We start from the raw sequence: 19,680 nt of genomic DNA on the forward strand, positions 1-19,680 counted from the left end.
CTCGGGCATATAATTAAGAATTAATCCGCTGTAACGGCGCTGTGGCGGATAAAAGTGCGGACTTCTGCGATTGTCGCCCGTCCGGCTGCTTTTTTTACGGGGCTTAATTTTCAAATATCATTCTCTTTTCGTACCTTTGCAAGGTTATAGACACCTATTGACTATTTATGGATAAACTGATCGAAACTATCGTTGGTGCGATTGAAGATAAAAAGGGTAAGAATATTGTATCGCTCGACCTTTCGGGGTTCGACGGGGCGATATGTTCCCGTTTCATTGTGTGCAACGCCGATTCCACGACGCAGGTAGGGGCCATCGCCGCGGGCATCGAAGAGAAGGTGCTCGAAGTGCTGGGCGAAAAGGTCTGGCGTATTGAGGGGCAGCAGAATGCCGTGTGGATCGCCATGGACTATGTGGACGTGGTGGTGCACATTTTCCAGACCGAACTGCGCGGGTTTTACCGGCTTGAAGAGTTGTGGGCCGATGCGCCGATGACCAAATATGAATACGAAGAGTAATTTTAAATATGGCAAATCAACGCAAGAACAATAATAAGATGAATATGAACATGTCGCGACCGTCGATGCTGTGGCTCTACGGTCTGATCGGCGCGTTCATTATCGGCTACTACGTCTTCGGGGATGTCAACGACACGCCCGTGCCCAGCGACTGGGCTACCGTCGAACGGATGGTCGAAAAGGGCGAGGTGGAGAAGATCCAGGTCGTCAACCGCGACCAGGCGCAGGTATTCCTGAAAAAAGAAGCGGTCGAGCAGTACCGCAGGGATACGGTGGACAAACGCTTTCGCCGGCTCCCCGAGACGGGTGTGCAGCTCCTCTTCACGATCGGGTCGGTCGACTCGTTCCGTGAAGACCTGAAAGCCGCCGAGCAGCAGTCCGGGCAAGTCGTTCCCGTGGTCTATGAAAACAAGGCCAACGACTGGACGAACGTGCTGATCAACCTGCTGCCGTGGGTGCTGATTATCGGCGTGTGGATTTTCGTCATGCGTTCGATGTCGCGCGGTGCCGGAGGCGGTGCGGGCGGCGGCATCATGAACGTGGGCAAGGCCAAGGCGCAGGTGTTCGACAAGGATAACTCCAAACGCGTCACGTTCAAGGATGTGGCCGGGCTGGAGGAGGCCAAGGTCGAGATCATGGAGATCGTGGATTTCCTCAAGAAGTCCGACAAATATAAGGAGTTGGGAGCCAAAATTCCCAAGGGAGCGCTGCTCGTAGGCCCTCCGGGGACGGGTAAGACCCTGTTGGCGAAGGCCGTCGCAGGCGAAGCCAACGTGCCGTTCCTCTCGATTTCGGGTTCCGACTTCGTGGAGATGTTCGTCGGCGTGGGCGCCTCGCGTGTCCGCGACCTTTTCGAGCAGGCCAAGCAGAAGGCGCCGTGCATCGTCTTCATCGACGAGATCGACGCCATCGGCCGCGCCCGCGGCAAGAATGCCGGGTTCTCGGGCAACGATGAGCGGGAGAATACGCTCAACCAGCTCCTCACGGAGATGGACGGCTTCCAGACCAATACGGGCGTGATCGTCCTTGCGGCCACGAACCGTGCCGACATCCTCGACAAGGCGCTGATGCGCGCCGGCCGTTTCGACCGCCAGATCGAGGTGGGATTGCCCGACGTCAAGGAACGTGAGGAGATTTTCAACGTCCACCTGCGTCCGCTGAAGCTCGATCCTCAGCTCGACCGGTCGTTCCTGGCCCGCCAGACCCCCGGATTCTCGGGTGCCGACATTGCAAATGTCTGCAACGAAGCTGCGCTGATCGCCGCGCGCCACAACAAGAAATTCATTTCGAAGGAGGACTTCCTGGCAGCCATCGACCGCATCGTGGGCGGCCTCGAACGCAAGAATAAGATCATCACCGACGAGGAAAAGCGTGTGATCGCCTACCACGAGGCGGGCCACGCCACGGTGAGCTGGATACTCGAGAATGCCAGCCCGCTTATCAAGGTGACGATCATCCCGCGCGGCAAGGCGCTCGGCGCAGCCTGGTACCTGCCCGAAGAGCGGCAGATCACCACGCGCGAGCAGATGATGGACGAGCTGGCCGCCACGCTCGGCGGACGTGTTTCGGAGCAGCTGACCTTCGGCGAAATATCGACCGGGGCGCTCAATGACCTGGAACGTGTCACCAAACAGGCCTATGCCATGGTAGCCTATTATGGCATGAGTGAAAATGTCGGGACGCTGAGCTATTACGATTCCACGGGGCAGAGCGACATGGCGTTCACGAAGCCCTATTCGGAACTGACCGCGCAGCAGATCGACGCCGAGGCCAAACTCGTCATCGGGAAGGCTTACGAGATGGCCGAGAAAGTGCTCCGTGAGCATGCCGACGGCCTGAAAGAGCTGGCCGAACTGTTGTTGGAGCGCGAAGTGGTCTTCACCGAGGACGTGGAGCGTATCTTCGGCCGCCGCAAGAAAGACATCCTGCGTGAGCGGAAGGAGGCCGAGGCCAAAGCCAAGGCTGACGGAGCCGCCGCGAAGGGGGAGCCCGAGGCTTCTGCAGCCCTGGCGGCGAAGCCCGCCCCGGAAGAGGGCGCTCCCGCGGTTGTACAGACGGAGACGCCCGAAGCCCCTGCCGACGGCAATACGGCCGCCGCGATTTCCAAGACCGAATAAGACACCTAACCCGCATTAACTGATGAATGAAACTATGAAAAACCTCGTGGTACGCACGCTGAGCGGCCTTGTCCTGGCAGCGGTGGTACTGGGGGCGATCGTCTGGTCGCAGTGGAGCTTCGGCGCGTTGCTCGCGGCGCTGCTCGTGGGCGGCATGTACGAGTTCTATACGCTGGCCGGGAAACAAGGCAATGCGCCGCAGAGAGTCGTAGGGCTTGTTGCGGGTATCGTGCTTTTCGCGCTCAATTTCGCGTTCGTCTCGGACGACATCCGCGAGATTCTCGGCGTTGCCCGGCAGGCCTTCGGCTGCGGGCTGGCGTTCCTGTTGCTGCTCCTGCCCGCCATGTTCATCTGCGAACTCTACCGCAGGGGTGAAAACCCGGCCTCCGGGATCGGCACGACGCTCATGGGAATCTGCTACGTGGCATTGCCCCTGTCGCTGATGTGCTATATCCCGATCGTCGGCAGCGATACCTGGAACCCGTGGATCATGGTCGCCTATATCTTCATCATCTGGGCCAACGACGTCTTCGCCTACCTGGTGGGGATGTCCGTCGGACGCCACCGCCTTTGCGAACGCCTTTCGCCCAAGAAATCCTGGGAGGGGTTCTTCGGCGGGATCGCCGGTGCCGTCGTCATGGGCATCGTGGCCGCACGGGTGCTGGACGGGAATATGTGGGTTTGGGCCGGTCTGGCACTGGTCGCCGCCGTTTCGGGCGTGCTGGGCGACCTGGTGGAGTCGATGTTCAAGCGGGCTGCCGGCGTTAAGGATTCGGGGCGGCTGATCCCCGGCCACGGCGGGGTGCTCGACCGTTTCGACGCCATGCTGCTCTCGGCGCCGTTCGTATTCGTCTATATGCTTTTTGTGATGTAACTGCAAACCTAAAAAAGAGTTATGAGGATAAATAAGGAAGGCTACAAGATTATCTGTATCTCGGGTGCCGTCTGTGTATTTATATTTTGGCTGATCTATCACCTGCTGGTCAGCGATTCGAATATTTCGCTGTTGTGGGTGAGCGCCGTGCTTTTGCTGTTGTTCTGGTTCTTTATCGTCGCGTTTTTCCGGGAACCCCGCCGTGTGCGGATACACGATGCCGACCTGGTTTTCTCTCCCTGCGACGGCCGCGTGGTCGTGACGGAGGTTGTGAAGGAAACCGAATACCTGAACGAGGAGATGTTGCAGATCTCGATCTTCATGTCCGTGACCAATGTCCATATGAACTGGGTGCCGGTCGGGGGCACGGTCGAGTATTTCAAATACCATCCGGGGCGTTTTCTGGTGGCATGGCATCCCAAGTCGTCGACCGAGAACGAACGCACGACGACTGTCGTGAGGATGGCCTCCGGCCGGAAGGTGCTTTTCCGCCAGATTGCGGGCCTGATTGCACGCCGTATCATCTCCTACATGAAAGTCGGTGAGCCCGTGGAGCAGAACAGCGTCTGCGGCTTCATCAAATTCGGCTCGCGCGTCGACGTCCTGATACCCAAGGACAGCGAACTGCTGGTCGAGATCGGCGATCCCGTCGTGGGTTCGCAGACCCCCATCGCACGCCTGCATAAGATTTAACCCCACTCCCGAAGGATGAAAACGACTCCCCAGACCTTCCTGAAGTTCATCGCGGGCGCGGCCGTAGCTGCGGCCGTCCTCTTTCTGGTCTGGTATTTCAGTTCGATCGTCGTATACATACTCATATCCGCCGTGCTGGCCGTCGTGGGCAATCCGCTCGTGAAACGCCTCGCGGCGCTGCATATCAAGGGCTGGAAAGTGCCCCGCTGGCTGGCTGCGCTGGTGACGCTGATCGTCATCTGGGTGGTGCTGGCCACGCTGTGCTCGCTGTTCGTGCCGCTTGTGTTCAATAAGATTTACCAGCTGTCGAACCTCGATTTCGCCGCCGTCGTGCAAAGCATCGAGGAGCCGATAGCCCAAGCACAGGGATACCTGCATGAGTTCTTCGCTGTGCCCGAAAGCACGTTCTCCCTCTCGGAGGCGCTCGCATCGGCGCTCAAGCAGATTATCGACATCGAATCGCTCAACTCGGTGTTCTCCTCGATCGTCAACGTGGTGCTCTCGTCGGTTATCGCCATTTTCTCCATTACGTTCATCACCTTCTTTTTCCTCCGGGACGAAGGGTTGTTCTATGCCATGGTGACGGCCATGTTCCCCGAGCGTTACCACGAGAATATCACCCGCGCACTCGATTCCGTCACGCTGCTGCTGGCCCGCTACTTCACGGGTATTCTCTCGGAAAGCCTGATGCTGATGGTCGCCGTGTCGCTCACGATGATGGCCTTCGGCATGAAGGCGGCTGACGCTGCGTTCATCGGCCTTGTGATGGGCGTGATGAACGTGGTGCCCTATGCCGGGCCGCTGATCGGCGGTATCGTTTCCGTCTTCGTGGGTATCGTAACCCCGATCGGGGGGATGACCGTGGGGCATACTGCTTTTATAATCGCAGGTTCGCTGCTGATCCTCAAGGGGATCGACGATTTTGTGGTGCAGCCGACGCTCTATTCCGAGCGTGTCAAGGCCCATCCGCTCGAAATCTTCCTTGTAATCCTCATCGCCGGGTCGATGGCCGGAATCCTCGGCATGCTGCTGGCAATCCCTTCCTATACCGTACTGCGTGTCTTTGCTAAGGAGTTCTTCTCGCAGTTCCGGCTGGTGCGTAAACTGACCGAGAAAATCTGATGGCCGGGGTGACGATAGAGGGCGTAGTGGAACACGGACGCCGGCTCGGGCGCGAGTTGGGATTCCCGACGGCAAACATGGCCGTGCCTGATTCCGTGACGGCCGCGGACGGGGTCTATTATTCCCGCGCGGAGGTGGACGGGACGCTTTACGACGCGATGTCCAACCTGGGCAGCAACCCTTCGGTCGGCGGAGCCGTCCGCCATCTGGAAACCCATATCTTCGGGTTCGGAGGTTCGCTCTACGGCCGTACCCTGCGCGTAGAACTGGTGCGTAAGATTCGTGACGAACGTCGTTTCGCGACGATCGGGGAGCTTCGGGCGCAGATCGCCAGGGACAAGGAATATATATTGGAATTAAAAGATAATACTATGTATTTGGATTTGACAATGCCCTACAAGGTGGCCGACATGTCGCTGGCCGAGTGGGGGCGTAAAGAGATTGAGATCGCCGAGCACGAGATGCCGGGACTGATGGCCGTGCGCCGCAAATACGGCCCGCAGAAGCCGCTGGAAGGCGTGCGCGTGATGGGGTCGCTGCACATGACCATCCAAACTGCCGTGCTCATCGAGACGCTCGTCGAGTTGGGCGCAGACGTGCGCTGGTGCTCGTGCAACATCTTCTCGACGCAGGATCATGCCGCCGCAGCCATCGCCGAGGCCGGGGTTCCCGTTTTCGCCTGGAAAGGCGAAACCCTGCCCGAATACTGGTGGTGCACCGCCATGGCGCTCTCGTTCCCCGGCGGCAAGGGCCCGCAGCTGATCGTGGACGACGGCGGCGATGCCACGCTGCTGATCCACAAAGGGTACAAGGCCGAGAACGATGCTTCGACACTCGACTATGAGCCTTCGTCCTACGAGGAGGAGGTGATACTCGGTACGCTCAGGACGATCCTTGCCGAAGACAAGGACAAATGGCACCGCACGGTGGCCGAGTGGAAGGGTGTGAGCGAGGAGACCACGACGGGCGTACACCGCCTCTATCAGATGCAGGAGGCCGGCGAGCTGCTCGTCCCGGCCATCAATGTCAACGACTCCTGCACCAAGTCGAAGTTCGACAACCTCTACGGCTGCCGCGAGTCGCTGGCCGACGGTATCAAGCGCGCCACGGACGTGATGATCGCCGGGAAGGTGGTCGTGGTCTGCGGCTACGGCGACGTGGGCAAGGGCTGCGCCCGTTCGATGCGCTCGTACGGCGCACGTGTCATCGTGACCGAGATCGACCCGATCTGCGCCCTGCAGGCCGCCATGGAAGGCTTCGAGGTCAAGACCGTCGAGAGCGCACTCCCCGAAGGCAATATTTACGTCACCTGCACGGGCAACTGCGACATCATCACGCTGGAGCACATGGAGAAGATGCGCGACCAGGCGATCGTTTGCAACATCGGCCACTTCGACAATGAAATCCAGATGGCGCGTCTCGAAATATCGGGGGCCGTCAAGACCAATATCAAGCCGCAGGTCGACAAGTTCACCTTCCCCGACGGACACTCGATCTTCGTGCTGGCCGAAGGCCGTCTGGTGAACCTCGGTTGTGCGACGGGGCACCCCTCGTTCGTGATGTCGAACTCCTTTACGAACCAGTGCCTTGCGCAGATGGAGCTGTGGCAGGAGAACCTCGAAGTGGGCGTGTACCGCCTGCCCAAGCACCTCGACGAGGAGGTGGCACGCCTGCATCTGGACAACCTCGGCGTGGAACTCACGCACCTCACCGGGAAACAGGCCGACTATATCGGCGTAAATCCCGACGGCCCTTACAAAGCCGAGCACTACCGCTATTAGCGGCAGGAGGCTGCGTGGGCTTCGGGGCTCTTCCCCGGCGAAACGGGAAGTTTCCTGCGCCCGTCCGGTTTCTGGCCGGGCGGGAAGTCAAGACCTGTTTTATGATTCCACCCCTGTCGGAAAAACCTTCGGCAGGGGTGTTTTCCTTTCCCAGTGGCTTGCGTTCCCGGCGTTTTCCGTTCCCGGCGTTTCCGCTCAGGATGTTTTATTTCCCGCCGGCTTGCCGGACTGCCCATTTAGTACTTTGGCCGGGAGCGGGCACGAAAAAGCCGCCGGGGAACCGGCGGCTTTCGTTATTGGGAAGCAGGGTGGTTTAGTACCCGAAAATCTCCTCCTGTGTCACGGTCTGGATCGGGCCGAGGGTCTTGAGGTAGTTCAGGTCGAGATCCTGGATGTCGCCCAGAATGCCGTAGACGTATTTGCGTCCTTTCACCCATTTTTCCTGTGCGGCCTTGACGTCGGCGAGCGTCATCTGCTGCGCTTTCTCGAAGATTTGCTTTCCGCGCGGCTCCGTCAGGCCGAGGTCGCGCATGCGGATGTAGCTCCACAGTACGCCGTCCTTCACCGTGCGCTCGGTGCGCAGGCGCGAGATAAGGGCCTCCTTGGCGATGCTGAACGCCTTTTCCGATTCAGGCATGTTGTTGATGATCTCGTCGAATGCCTCGATGGCCTTCTGCATCTTGTCGTTCTGCGTGGCGATGAAGGCCATGTAGTAATAGTCGCCCTTGGCGTTGGTCGGGATGGCGAGGTTGGCCCATGCCGAGTAAGCCAGACCGCGGGCTTCGCGCATCTCCTGAAAGACGATGGTGTTCATGCCCCCGCCGAAATACTCGTTGTAGAGGGTGATCTGCGGGTCGGCTGCGAGGTCGAATTTCTCGCCGCGGTTCGAATACTGCATGTAGTAGAGCTGCTTGGCGTCGTACTGGGCAAGCATGACCTTGTTTTCATCGGTGGGTTGCAGCGTGCTGAACTTTTTTTCCAGCGGCTGGAGGTCGGCTGCCACCTTGTGGTGTGCGGCCAGGGCGGCTTTCACTTCGGCCTCGTCCTGCGGGCCGTAGTAGAGCACCTCGTGCTGCTTGCCCATCAGGTCGCCGATCTTTGCAAGCAGCTGTTCCGAGGTCAGCCCCTGCAATGCCGGGTCGGTGAGCGTGGTGCGGCGGATGAAATCGCTGCCGTAGATCATGTAACGCTGGAGCGCTCCGAAGCAACGGCTCTGGTTGAGCTTGGCGTCGGCGCGGCTCTTTATCATGTCGCCCTTGAGGTTTTGCAGGATCTCCTCGTTGGGCTGCGCCCCGGCGATCAGCCCTTCGACGATCTCCATCGCCTTGCCCATGTTCTCACTCAGGCCCGATACCTCGATCCAGCTCTGGTTGGCTCCGGCGCTCAGGCCGAACGAGCAGGCGATGGCGTACATCTCCGATGCGATCTGCTCGGCGCTCATCTTGTCCGTTCCGAGGTAGCTCAGGTAGTCGAAGGCCAGGTTGAGTGCCGGGTCGTTCTCCGTACCCGTGTTGAATACGTAGATCAGCGTGAAGATGTCGTTGGTTTCGTTCTTCTTATACAGCACGTTGACGCCCTTCTGCGCCTCGAACTGCGACATGTCCTTCTTGTAGTCCACGAATACCGGCTCGATAGGCTCGACCTTCGAGTTCTGTATCTCGGTGAGGAACTCGCTCTGCGAGTCTCGGTTGGTCACGATCGGGGTGATCTTCGGGGCGGCGATCTTCTGCTCGTTGGGATCTTTGCCCTCGCGCTTGTAGACGATGGCGTAACTCTCGGGGCCGAGGTACTTGTTGGCCCAGTCCACGATGTCCTGCTTGGTGATCTTCGACATGCGGTCGATCCGTGCGACTTCGTCTGCCCAGTCGGTTCCGCTGATGAACGAATAGACATAGAGTATCGCGCGGCTGTCGTTCTCCTCGAACGAGCGCATCAGCTGCATTTTGTAGTTGTTGATGGTCGCTTCGATCAGGTTTTCATCGAAGTCCCCGTCCCGCAGTTTTGCTACTTCCGCCAGAAGCAGGTCGCGTACTTCGTCGAGCGACTGCCCGGTCTTGGGGCGTCCGGCTACGAGGAACGAGCTGTAATCGGGTTGCGTCGAGGCGTAGCCGTAAGCCGAGAGCACCTTCTGCTGCTGGTTGAGGTCGAGGTCGATCAGGCCGGCCTGGCCGTTGTAGAGGATCGAACCCACGATGTCGCTGATATCGGTCGACTTGTCGTTCGCGCCAGGCAGGCGCCAGCCCAGCATCACATTGGCGGCTTCCAGCCCGTATACTTCCTTCACGACGGGAGCCGTGATCGGCTGTTCGGGCTCGAAGTGCAGCTTCGGCAGGTTGGGGTTCGGCTGCATGTCGCCGAAATATTTTTCGATCGTAGCGACCATTTCGTCGGGATCGAAATCACCCGATACGCAGACGGCCATGTTGTTGGGCACGTAATAGGTCTTGTGGTAATTCCTGACATTGGTGATCGAGGGATTCTTCAGGTGTTCCTGCGTGCCCAGTACGGTCTGCGTGCCGTAGGGGTGGTGGGGGAAGAGGGCGGCGTCCATGGCCTCCCAGACTTTGCGGCTGTCCTGCGTCAGGGACATGTTCTTCTCCTCGTAAATAGTCTCCAGCTCGGTGTGGAAGCCGCGGATCACGGGGTTCTTAAACCGGTCGGCCTGGATCCTGGCCCAGTTGTCGATCTCGTTCGAAGGGATGTCCTCGACGTATACGGTCATGTCCTGCGACGTAAAAGCATTGGTGCCGTTGGCGCCGATGGCCGACATCAGTTTGTCGTACTCGTTGGGGATGGCGATTTTCGAAGCCTCGTAGCTGATCGAGTCGATGCGGTGGTAGATCGCCGCACGCTCGGCCTCGTCGGTGGTCTTGCGGTAAACTTCGAAGAGGTTTTCGATCTCATCGAGCATCGGTTTCTCGGCTGCGAAGTCCGATGTGCCGAACTGCTGCGTCCCCTTGAACATCAGGTGTTCGAAATAGTGCGCCAGTCCGGTGGTCTCGGCCGGGTCGTTCTTGCCGCCCACGTTCACGGCGATGTAGGTCTGGATGCGCGGCGTCTCCTTGTTGACGCTCATATAGACTTTCAGCCCGTTGTCCAGGGTGTAGATTTTGGTGTTCAACGGATCGCCCTTCACTGTTTCGTACTTGTACTTAGAATTAGAACAAGCCGCGGCCAGCATCGCTGCGATGACTGCCGCAAAGAGTAGGAGTTTTTTCATTATCGAAAGGGTTAAAATAGAGTTGCGAACCAGTCCCGTACGGCGGGGTATGTGTCGGCCGTGACGTGTATGAGCATCCCGACGGCAGCCACGACCTTGAGCCCCGTGCCGACGACGAACGAGAGGAAGGAACCGAAGCCTACGAGGATTGCCTTCGGGAAGTCCCCGCGGTCGTTGAGCAATTCCCCCGCCACGGCGCCGACGAACGGCCCCAGGATGATGCCTATGGGCGGGAAGATGAAAAACCCGGCGAATACGCCGACCGTGGCCCCGATGGCGCCCGCCCGCGAACCGCCGAACCTGCGGGTCATCCATGCGGGCAGGAAATAATCGGCCACGCTGACGGCCACGGTGATGGCCAGCCATATCCATATGGCTGAAGCCGACATGTGCGAATAGGAGGTGAAGTAGGCGCACAGAAGCCCTGCGTAACTGAGCACCACGCCCGGCAGGGCCGGGACGATACAGCCGATGATGCCGACGATCGAGAACAGGAATGCGAGTACGGAAAGCGCTATGTCCATATTATCCGGGATGAAAAAAAGAGCGTTAACTTCGACAAATATAAACATTTATAGCAAAAAAATCTCCCTTTAGGGGAGATTTTTTACGTCCGGCAGCTCCGGATGCATTATCCGATCAGATGGTTGGTAGCCGTGTCGGGGAAGATGACCCAGGGTTTGAACTGCTTGGCATCCTCGAAATCCATCAGCGCATAGGATGCGATGATGATGACGTCGCCCACCTGTACTTTGCGTGCGGCGGCGCCGTTGAGGCAGATACAGCCGCTTGCGCGTTCGCCCTTGATGACATAGGTTTCGAAACGCTCTCCGTTGTTGATGTCCATGATCTGGACTTTCTCGCCCTCGATGATGTTGGCGGCTTCCAACAGCGCCTCGTCGATGGTGATGCTCCCCACGTAATTCAGGTCGGCCTGTGTGACCGTCACGCGGTGGATTTTGGATTTGATGACTTCAATCTGGAATTTCATTATCGGATACGGATGTTGTCGATTAAACGAATATCTCCTGCCTGTACTGCGATGCAGCCCTGGATGCGGGGGGAGTCGTCCCAAGCGGCGACCTCCTGCATCGTCCGTGCGTCGACCGACTGGTAATAGATGACCTTCAGCAACGGGTTGCGCTCCACCTCGGCCGTGACCCACGCCTTGAGTCGTGCGGGAGCCATCTCCTGCGATTGGGTCACTGCGGCGCGCAGCGTGGCGTAGATGTGCGGCGCTGCGGCCCGGTGCGCTGCATCGAGCAGCGTGTTGCGCGACGAGAGGGCCAGCCCGTCTTCGCCGCGGATGATCGCGCATTCGACGATCTCGATGGGGAGCGCCAGCTGGGCCACCATCGACTTGATGACGGCGATCTGCTGGAAATCCTTTTCCCCGAAATAGGCGCGTGCGGGGCGCACGATGTCGAACAGGCGGCTGACGACCTGCGCTACGCCGTTGAAATGGCCGGGGCGCGTGGCGCCCTCCATCACCTTGTCGATCAGTCCGAAATCGAACTGCCTGCTGTCGGGCTGGGGATATATCTCCTCGACCGAGGGCATCAGCACGAAATCCGCCCCGGCCTCTTCCAGCAGGCGGGCATCGGCCTCCGGCGTGCGGGGGTAATGCTTCAGGTCGTTTTTGTCGTTGAACTGCGTGGGGTTTACGAAGACGCTCACCACGACGGTGTTGTTTTCCCGCCGGGCACGCTCCACGAGCGAGCGGTGTCCTGCATGCAGGGCGCCCATCGTCGGTACGAAGCCGATTCCCGACTGCTCCGCCTTGTCCAGCTCTGCACGGAGCTCCTTGACACTTTCAAATACTTTCATCCTTTCTTGATGCGAGTTGTGCGGGCAAAGGTAGAAATTCCATCAGACATAACGAAGAAAAAAGTCGGAAAAATAAGCCGTATCTTTTTCTTATGCGCACCATGCCGTTCCGAAATCCCGGTTTTCCGGCCTCGGATGCGGATGCGGTTCTGTAAAATGCGGTTTCCGTGTGAAAAGGGATGAAATTCATTGATTTTATTTCCGGATATCGCATAATGCGCCTATATTTACAACCGGTGAAACAATGGCGGGGTACCCGCTTCCCGTTCCGGAATGGAAACGGGCGCGGCGGTTCCCTATTCCGGCAATCCAAACTTAAACGCCTCACGGGAGCCGGGGCACAATTTTAAAGTTATGAAGAAATTTATTCTTTGTTTGCTGGCCGTTGCCGCCGGCATGTCAGCATTCGGCCAGGGCCGCGTGATGGGAGTGCGCGCCGGACTGAATGTGACCAGTATCGACCTGAGCGCGGGCAGTAACAGCTTCTCGTTCGACTCGCGTGCGTCGTACAATGTGGGCTTTGCCTACCAACAGCCGCTGCTGCGGGCGCTTCCGCTTTATCTGGAAACGGGCCTTTATCTGACGGGGCGCGGCGGAGCGGTCAATGTGGCCGATTTCGGCTTCGGGTTCGACGAGGAGTTGTCCGGGAAGGTGAAGTTCAATATGCTCTATTTGCAGGTGCCCGTCGTGGTCAGCTGGCATTTCAACGTCAGGAGCGTTTCGATACAGCCCCTGGCGGGTGTCTTCTATGGGTTCGGTATCCATGGCAAGGCGAAGTTCAAGGGCGAGAAGGCCGACCTGTTCAAGTCCACCGACCTGGGGGATGGCGCCGAGGAGGAAGCGATGTTCAAACGCTCCGACCTGGGCCTGCGCTTCGGTGCCAACGTGACGTTCAAAAAGCATTACAATGTCAGCCTCGGGTATGACCTGGGCCTGCTGAACATCCTGAAGGATGCCGACGAGGTCAAGGCCAAGAACGGCAGCTTCTTCGTTTCGCTGGGTTACAACTTCTGATCCCGGGAACGGGCGGCCGGATGGCGGCCGGAAATAAAAAGCACCGGAAGGCGTCGAACCTTTCCGGTGCTTTTTTGTGCCCGCGCTGTTCGGGTTGTCAGCGGGTCGGCAGCCAGACGCGGTAGCCGCCGTTTCCCCGGTTGCCGAAGGCGTAGTAGGGGATGGCCGTGAAGGTGCTCTTCGCGCCCTTGCCGTCGATGGCCGTTCCCGTGATGACCGGCGTGCCGTCCATCAGGTCGCTGCGGTATCCGAGTTCCATGCTGCCGGCCGTGTCGAGCCTCAGCCGGGCGTAATCCGCGTTGTCCGCCTGCTCGATGCAGTATACCAGCGGCCCGGCCGCGATGGCGGCCATGCCGTCCAGCTCCCGGGCGGCTTTATATGCCCGGACGAGGCGCGGCGCGACGGGAAGTTCCAGCACGATGCGGTCTGCGGGGTTCCAGATCCGGTCGAGGAGGGCGTACCCTTTGTCGAGGCGGATTTCGACCGGGGTGCCGTTCACCGAGAGCACCGGCGCGGCCGGGCTTTCGGATACGTACAACCCGAACGGGTTTTCCTCGCCGCGGGCCCAGCCCGGGATACGTACCTTCACGGTGAAGCGTGCCGCCTTTTCGGGCGTAAGCGTGAGGACGACCTTTCCGTCCACGGGGTATCGGGTCTGCTGCCGGACATGCACCTGCGTGTCGCCGAGCGCGATGTCGGCATCGCTGCCGATGAACAGGTTGACATAGACCGTCCTGTCGTCCCGGGCGTAAATGAATTCGGGGGTCGCCGAGACTATCTTGAGGAACATCGGCGGGCAGCAGGGGCAGGGGTGCCATTCCCAGCGTTCGCTGCGGTCGGTGTTGAGCGGGTTCTGGTAGGTATACTGCCTGCCCGAGGCGGCGACGCCAGCCAGCACGTTGTTGTATAGCGCGCGTTCGAATTCATCCATGTATTTCGCGTCGCCCGTGAGCTGGTTCATCGCCTGGCTGAAGAACCCCACGCCTACGGCGGCGCAGGTTTCCAGATAGGCGTCGGTGGGCAGGTAGTAGTCGTGGCCGAACTTTTCGTCGAAATGCACTGCCCCGACACCGCCCGTGACGAAGAGTTTTTTCCCGGCCATGTCGTCCCACCAGCGTTTCGCCGTGGCGATGTAGTCCGCATTGCCGTTCTCACAGGCCGCCGCGGCGATGCCCGTCGCCAGCAGGGTGGCCCTCACGGCGTGCCCGACGATGGCGGGCTGGTCGAATACGCGGATCGAATCCTGCGCGTAATCGCCCCATGCGGGCCGCGCTTCGGGGCCGAATTCCGCGGTGTAGAGCTCCTCGTGGATCCACCGCTCCGCGCTGTCGTTGCCCCACGTGCCCCACAGCGGATAGCCGCAGTGCACGCCGCGGTTGCCGATCCAGAACTCGGCCAGCCGGAGATAGTCGCCGGCTGCGGACTGCGCCCCGGTTTGCGCGCGCAGGCCGGGGCGGTCACGGTAGAGCTTGTAGAGTTTTACCAGGGCCTCCTCGGGGCCCGAGTGCGCCGGGACGATGTTCTTTTTCGGTGCGGGCCCCATCGTCCGCACCATGTAGTCCGCCAGGCGCGTGGCGACTTTCAGCAGCCTGTCGTCCCCCGTGGCTTGGTAATAGTGTACCCCGGCTTCGATGAGCATGCCGGCGTTGTAGACGTCGTGCTGCATGCGCAGAAACCCGCCGTTCGCGCCCCAGCGGTGGTTGTCCTCCGTTAGCTGGGTGTTGGTGCCGACGAACCCGTCCGGATCGCTCTTTTGTGCCGCTTCGATGCGGGCGATGTAACCGTCTACACGGGCTTTGAGCGCCGGGTCGGGACGTTGTGCCAGCAGGTCGGAGATCCCCCGGATCGTCTCGTACACCAGCCCGTCGTACCACGGCGGCCCCGCGTGGCGGCCGATATCGCGGGCGCCCGAGGCTACGAGGTCGAAATTTTCGAAGGCGTCGACGCCGCACGCGAAATGCGCCGGGTCGTTCCCTTCGAACTTGTCGAGCATGTCGCCGACGGTGACGTGTTCCCATTTTTCATAGCGGGGGCTCCAGAAGGCGTCTTCGACCCGGACGCTTCCGGCCTCCAGCGGCCGGATTTTTGCAGTCCCGGAGTCCCGGTTGCACCCTGCGGCCAGAAGCGGCAAGGCCAGAAGTGCGGTTTTGATAGGTTTCATCGATGTGGGTTTATGTTGTTTTTCCGAATTTATCCGGCATAGTGCCTGCCTTGTGGCAAATATAAATAAAAAATCCGTCATACTGGTACGAACTGGTATGTTTTTTTGAAGGCTAATGTCCGCACAACGGGCGCCGCCGGGTGTGGCGGGGAGGTGCGTTTGCCGGCACATATTGTATATGTGTCCATGCGTATATTCGTCCGTATGCGGCTTTTTCGCAAAAAAACCGTATATTTCGGGGAAATTCAAACCCGAACGACATGAAAAATTTAGTTACACTGACATCTATGACTGTTACCGCTGTTGCACTGACTTCGTGCTGCGGGGCATCGAAGAGCGAAGCCCCGTGGATCGTCGACCGTTTCGACGACATCAAGGTCATCCGTTACGAAGTCCCCGGTTTCGAGCAACTTCCGCTTGCGGAGAAGGAACTGGTCTATTACCTCGCCGAGGCTGCCAAGTGCGGCCGGGACATCCTTTTCGACCAGAATTTCAAATACAACCTCGCCGTGCGCCGTACGCTCGAAACGGTTTACGAGAACTACCGGGGCGATCGCTCGGCGGCCGAATGGAAGGCCTTGGAGAAATACCTGAAAAAGGTGTGGTTCGCCAACGGCATTCATCACCACTATTCGAACGACAAGTTCGTCCCCGGGTTCACCGAAGGTTACTTGCTCGACGTGATAGAGACGATCCCCGAGGAGAAGTTCGGCGACATGAACCCGCTGCGCGGCGAGGTCTGCAAGGCTATCTTCGATCCGGCGCTCTATAAAACGCGCCTGAACCAGACGGCGGGCGAAGACCTGATCGCCACCTCGTCGAACAACTACTACGAGGGCGTGACGCAGGCCGAGGTCGAGAAATTCTACGCCGACATGGTCGATCACAACGACCCGGAACCGATCTCCTACGGCCTGAACTCCAAGCTGGTGAAGGAGAACGGCGTCCTAAAGGAGCGCGTATGGAAGGTCGGCGGCATGTATTCGCCCGCCATCGAGAAGATCGTCTACTGGCTCGAAAAAGCGCAGGCCGTAGCCGCCGAACCGCAGAAAAGCAATATTGCTGCGCTGATCGAATATTACAAGACCGGCGACCTGCGCGAGTTCGACCGCTATAATATCGGCTGGGTGAAGGACACCGTGTCGAACGTCGACTTCGTGAATGGCTTTATCGAGGATTACGGCGATCCGCTCGGCCGCAAGGCTTCGTGGGAGGGCATCGTGAATTTCATGGACAAGGAGGCCTGCCACCGTACGGAGGTGATTTCGGATAACGCGCAGTGGTTCGAAGACCATTCGCCCGTTGCTCCCGCCTACCGCAAGGAGAAGGTGAAGGGCGTTTCGGCCAAGGTCATCACGGTGGCGATGCTGGGCGGCGACTGCTATCCCGCCACGCCCATCGGCATCAACCTGCCCAATGCCGACTGGATCCGCAAGGAATACGGTTCGAAGTCGGTCACGATCGACAACATCACCTATGCCTACGACATGGCCGCCCACGGCAACGGCTTCAACGAGGAGTTCGTGCTGCGTGCCGGGGATCGTGAGGTGATGGACAAGTACGGCAAACTGGCCGACGACCTGCATACCGACCTGCACGAGTGTCTGGGGCACGGTTCGGGACAGCTGGCACCGGGTGTGAAGGGCAACGAGCTGAAGAGTTACAGCTCAACGCTCGAAGAGACCCGTGCCGACCTCTTCGGCCTCTACTACCTGGGTGACCCGAAGATGGTGGAACTGGGGCTGGTGCCCTCGTTCGACGTGGCGAAGGCCGGCTATGCGAAATATATCCTGAACGGCATGATGACCCAGCTGGCGCGTATCGAGCCGGGCAAGAACGTCGAGGAGTCGCACATGCGCAACCGCAAGCTGATCTGCGAGTGGTGCTATGAGCGCGGCAAGGCCGACAACGTGATCGAAATGATCCGGGAAAACGGCAAAACCTATGTCGTGGTCAACGATTACGAAAAACTGCGCCGACTGTTCGGCGACATGCTCCGCGAGGTGCAGCGCATCAAGTCCGAAGGCGACTACGAGGCCGGCAAGGCGCTTGTCGAGCGGTATGCCGTCCAGGTCGATCCCCAGCTGCACCGGGAGGTGCGCGACCGTTACTATGCACTCGGCATCGAACCTTACGGCGGCTTCGTGAACCCCGAGTTCGAACTTGTCGAAAAGGACGGCAGGGTGGTCGATGTGAAAATTTCCTATCCGGCGAACTACGTCGAGCAGATGCTCGGCTATTCGAAGAATTATTCTTTCCTGCCCAATATCAATTGACGGGCGCAGTCCCGGAAGAGAAAGCCGCCCCGAACAATTCGGGGCGGCTCTTTTTATCGGAAAGTTCCAGCCGGGATTCTGCCGTGCTTCCGCAGAGGGCTTGCCTTGCGGAAGGGGGCTGCAATTTCTCTCAGCGGTTGGTCATCCGCATGTATTCGAATTCGGCCGCCTGGCCTTCCGGCCCCTGGTAATACAATCCCGGGCGTGCTACGCGATCCCATTGTAGCAGGTCTTCGGCACCTACGGGCAGGTTCTCCACTTGTTTCCAGGCGTGTCCGTCGGTGCTGTACCCGAATGCCGCGGGGGCATTCCCCCGTACTTCGATGCGCAGGTAGACCGGCAGATGCGACCCGATCTGCCCGGAGCTGCCTAGCAGCGTTTCCCTGCCGTCCTTGTAGAGCTTCAACAATACCTCGTCGCCCTGCAATCCCCATACGAGGAGGTTCGCTGCATCCCCGTAAACGGTGAGCCCGCTCCATCCTGCGTTGCGGTCGGAGAGTGCCGTTTCGAGCGTATAGTCGGGACTTACGGCCCTCAGGCAGAGCGCCGTGCCGGTTTTTACGCCCTCTTTGGGCCGGCCGCCCAGGTAGAGGCGCCCGTCGGCAAGCTCGATCTCGGGCGTCGCGTAAGGATAGTTCCACGTCCATTCGGGTCGGAGCCGGTCGGCCGTGAAGTCATCTGCGAAATCGAATACGGGCTGCTGTGCCATGCCGGCAAAAGGCATCGGCTGCGTCAGGGATGCTGTTTCCCCGCCCCGGAAATGAAGCCACAGGTCATCGCCCAGGACGATCTGCTGCAACATCGGCTGGCGTCCCAGAAAGAAATTCTCACCGGCCAGATAGGCGTGGCAGAGGTAGAACATCCTCCCGTCGGGCGTCGTCGTGATGGTGCCGTGCCCGATGGACTGGACATCGCCGCCGCCGTGCAGGATCGGGTTCCCGGCGTAACGCTCGTAGGGGCCCCGCAGGTTTTTCGAGCGGGCGACCGCCACGGCGTAGTCGCTCCCAGGGCCGCAGCAGCCGTTTATGGAGTAGACGATGTAATAGTAATCGCCGATTTTCAGCCAGTGCTGCCCTTCCATGCCCTGCCGTTTGTCGTCGCGCAGCAGCGTGAAGGGTTCCCCCGCCATGCGCAGCCCGTCGTCCGAGATTTTGCAGGCCAGGAGTTCGATCGGTCTTGGGTCGAGTCCGTAGGCTTTCCACGAGATATACAGCTCGCCGGCGTCTTCCAGCACGAATGCGTCGATCGCCTCGGTGCCGTACTCGACGATTGGGCCGTGGTCGGTATAGGGGCCTTCGGGTTTGTCGGCCGTGGCGACGCCGATATACGACGTCCCGTCGGTTTTCCGGCGTGCCGTATAATAAGCGTATGTTTTGCCGTTGCGGTGGAAAAGTTCCGGGGCCCAGAACGAGGATCTCGTCCATGCGGGCTGCTGCTCGAACAGGTGCCCGATCTGCCGCCAGTTGACCAGGTCTTTGGAGCGGAACAGCGGGTAGTAGGGGGCCCATTCCGACGAGGTGCCCGTCGCATAATAGGTGTTGTCTACCCGGATGACCGTCGGGTCGGCCATGTCGCCCGCAATGACCGGGTTGCGGAAGGTCGCCTGCTGGGCGCCGGCGCCCATGCAGGTCAGGAGCGAGGCTAAAAGCAATAGATGTTTCATCTGCATGAAATTTTAGGTGTGAGGGGCAGTTCTGCCGACAAATATACACAAAATTTCGGGTGGGAAATACATCGGAATTACATATGTTTGCCCTTATTCGGATGAGACGGCCTGCGTCCGGGCTCCTGCGGTTACAAACGGCAAGGCGCACCCTGCGGGGTGCGCCTTGCCGTTTCTTCGGGGAGGGACGGGATTATTCCGCAACCTCTTCGAACATGTCTTTGCCGACGCCGCAGACGGGGCAAACCCAGTCTTCGGGAATCTCTTCGAACTGCGTTCCGGGGGCGATGCCTCCGTCGGGATCGCCCACTGCGGGGTCGTATACCCACTCACAAACGGTGCAACGGTACTTTTTCATTTCTTCTGGTTTTTAATGCGTTGTTTGTTATTTTTCGTTTTTACGGGCCGTTCCGG

General features: G+C 59.4%; 15 protein-coding genes and 1 pseudogene. 9 read left to right on the plus strand and 7 right to left on the minus strand.

Going from position 1 to position 19,680, the window contains the following annotated elements; all coding sequences use genetic code 11:
* Positions 1-167: 167 nt before the first annotated feature.
* The 7 genes and pseudogenes from rsfS to ahcY all read left to right on the plus strand — a co-directional run bounded on the left by rsfS (position 168) and on the right by ahcY (position 7,105).
* On the plus strand, positions 168-518 hold the full coding sequence (rsfS, locus tag DW189_RS00415; RefSeq protein ID WP_018695221.1) for a ribosome silencing factor: 351 nt from the start codon (positions 168-170) through the stop codon (positions 516-518).
* An 8-nt stretch (positions 519-526) separates the two neighbouring features.
* A complete protein-coding gene (gene ftsH / locus DW189_RS00420) occupies positions 527-2,635 on the plus strand; it encodes an ATP-dependent zinc metalloprotease FtsH (protein ID WP_259295417.1) in 2,109 nt (702 codons plus the stop codon).
* 22 nt (positions 2,636-2,657) lie between these two features.
* The gene (locus DW189_RS00425) at positions 2,658-3,509 is read left to right on the plus strand and encodes a phosphatidate cytidylyltransferase (protein WP_259295418.1); all 852 of its coding nucleotides are present in this window, start codon (positions 2,658-2,660) and stop codon (positions 3,507-3,509) included.
* Between the two features lie 21 nt (positions 3,510-3,530).
* Positions 3,531-4,202 (plus strand): phosphatidylserine decarboxylase family protein, encoded by a 672-nt coding sequence (locus DW189_RS00430; protein WP_055211279.1) that lies wholly within the window; start codon positions 3,531-3,533, stop codon positions 4,200-4,202.
* Between the two features lie 15 nt (positions 4,203-4,217).
* Positions 4,218-5,324 carry an AI-2E family transporter gene (locus DW189_RS00435; protein ID WP_022333410.1) on the plus strand — a complete coding sequence of 369 codons (1,107 nt, stop codon included), beginning with the start codon at positions 4,218-4,220 and terminating at the stop codon, positions 5,322-5,324.
* Positions 5,324-5,614: pseudogene (locus tag DW189_RS14550) on the plus strand (riboflavin kinase); the annotation flags it as partial. The gene DW189_RS00435 and the pseudogene DW189_RS14550, both read left to right, overlap by 1 nt.
* A gap of 81 nt (positions 5,615-5,695) precedes the next feature.
* Complete coding sequence (gene ahcY, locus DW189_RS00440) at positions 5,696-7,105, plus strand: adenosylhomocysteinase (protein WP_232045728.1); 1,410 nt, start codon at positions 5,696-5,698, stop codon at positions 7,103-7,105.
* Between the two features lie 313 nt (positions 7,106-7,418).
* Here the strand turns inward: ahcY and DW189_RS00445 are convergent, their stop codons facing one another.
* The 4 genes from DW189_RS00445 to panC all read right to left on the minus strand — a co-directional run bounded on the left by DW189_RS00445 (position 7,419) and on the right by panC (position 12,152).
* A complete protein-coding gene (locus DW189_RS00445) occupies positions 7,419-10,325 on the minus strand; it encodes a M16 family metallopeptidase (protein ID WP_390613179.1) in 2,907 nt (968 codons plus the stop codon).
* Between the two features lie 11 nt (positions 10,326-10,336).
* Positions 10,337-10,849 carry a DUF456 domain-containing protein gene (locus tag DW189_RS00450; RefSeq protein WP_055204645.1) on the minus strand — a complete coding sequence of 171 codons (513 nt, stop codon included), beginning with the start codon at positions 10,847-10,849 and terminating at the stop codon, positions 10,337-10,339.
* 107 nt (positions 10,850-10,956) lie between these two features.
* Entirely contained in the window at positions 10,957-11,316 is a 360-nt protein-coding gene (panD, locus tag DW189_RS00455; protein ID WP_018695229.1) for an aspartate 1-decarboxylase, read from the minus strand.
* The gene (panC, locus tag DW189_RS00460) at positions 11,316-12,152 is read right to left on the minus strand and encodes a pantoate--beta-alanine ligase (RefSeq protein WP_117506493.1); all 837 of its coding nucleotides are present in this window, start codon (positions 12,150-12,152) and stop codon (positions 11,316-11,318) included. Before panC ends, panD begins: the two co-directional genes overlap by 1 nt.
* A gap of 354 nt (positions 12,153-12,506) precedes the next feature.
* Here panC and DW189_RS00465 point away from each other — a divergent pair, with 354 nt between their 5' ends.
* Positions 12,507-13,166 carry a porin family protein gene (locus tag DW189_RS00465; RefSeq protein ID WP_117506494.1) on the plus strand — a complete coding sequence of 220 codons (660 nt, stop codon included), beginning with the start codon at positions 12,507-12,509 and terminating at the stop codon, positions 13,164-13,166.
* Between the two features lie 97 nt (positions 13,167-13,263).
* Here the strand turns inward: DW189_RS00465 and DW189_RS00470 are convergent, their stop codons facing one another.
* Positions 13,264-15,327 carry a glycoside hydrolase family 127 protein gene (locus tag DW189_RS00470; protein WP_117506495.1) on the minus strand — a complete coding sequence of 688 codons (2,064 nt, stop codon included), beginning with the start codon at positions 15,325-15,327 and terminating at the stop codon, positions 13,264-13,266.
* A gap of 260 nt (positions 15,328-15,587) precedes the next feature.
* Between DW189_RS00470 and DW189_RS00475 the strand changes: the two genes are divergently transcribed.
* Positions 15,588-17,603, plus strand: a complete 2,016-nt coding sequence (locus DW189_RS00475) for a dipeptidyl-peptidase 3 family protein (protein ID WP_409012324.1) — start codon at positions 15,588-15,590, stop codon at positions 17,601-17,603.
* A 130-nt stretch (positions 17,604-17,733) separates the two neighbouring features.
* Here the strand turns inward: DW189_RS00475 and DW189_RS00480 are convergent, their stop codons facing one another.
* Together DW189_RS00480 and rd are read right to left on the minus strand one after the other, a co-directional pair.
* Positions 17,734-19,272: a family 43 glycosylhydrolase gene (locus DW189_RS00480; protein ID WP_162851416.1), complete on the minus strand. Its 1,539-nt coding sequence runs from the start codon at positions 19,270-19,272 to the stop codon at positions 17,734-17,736.
* 187 nt (positions 19,273-19,459) lie between these two features.
* On the minus strand, positions 19,460-19,624 hold the full coding sequence (gene rd, locus DW189_RS00485; RefSeq protein WP_018695235.1) for a rubredoxin: 165 nt from the start codon (positions 19,622-19,624) through the stop codon (positions 19,460-19,462).
* Between the last annotated feature and the right edge of the window lie 56 nt (positions 19,625-19,680).

The organism is Alistipes sp. AM16-43 (assembly GCF_003435745.1).
Taxonomy (GTDB): Bacteria; Bacteroidota; Bacteroidia; order Bacteroidales; family Rikenellaceae; genus Alistipes; species Alistipes onderdonkii.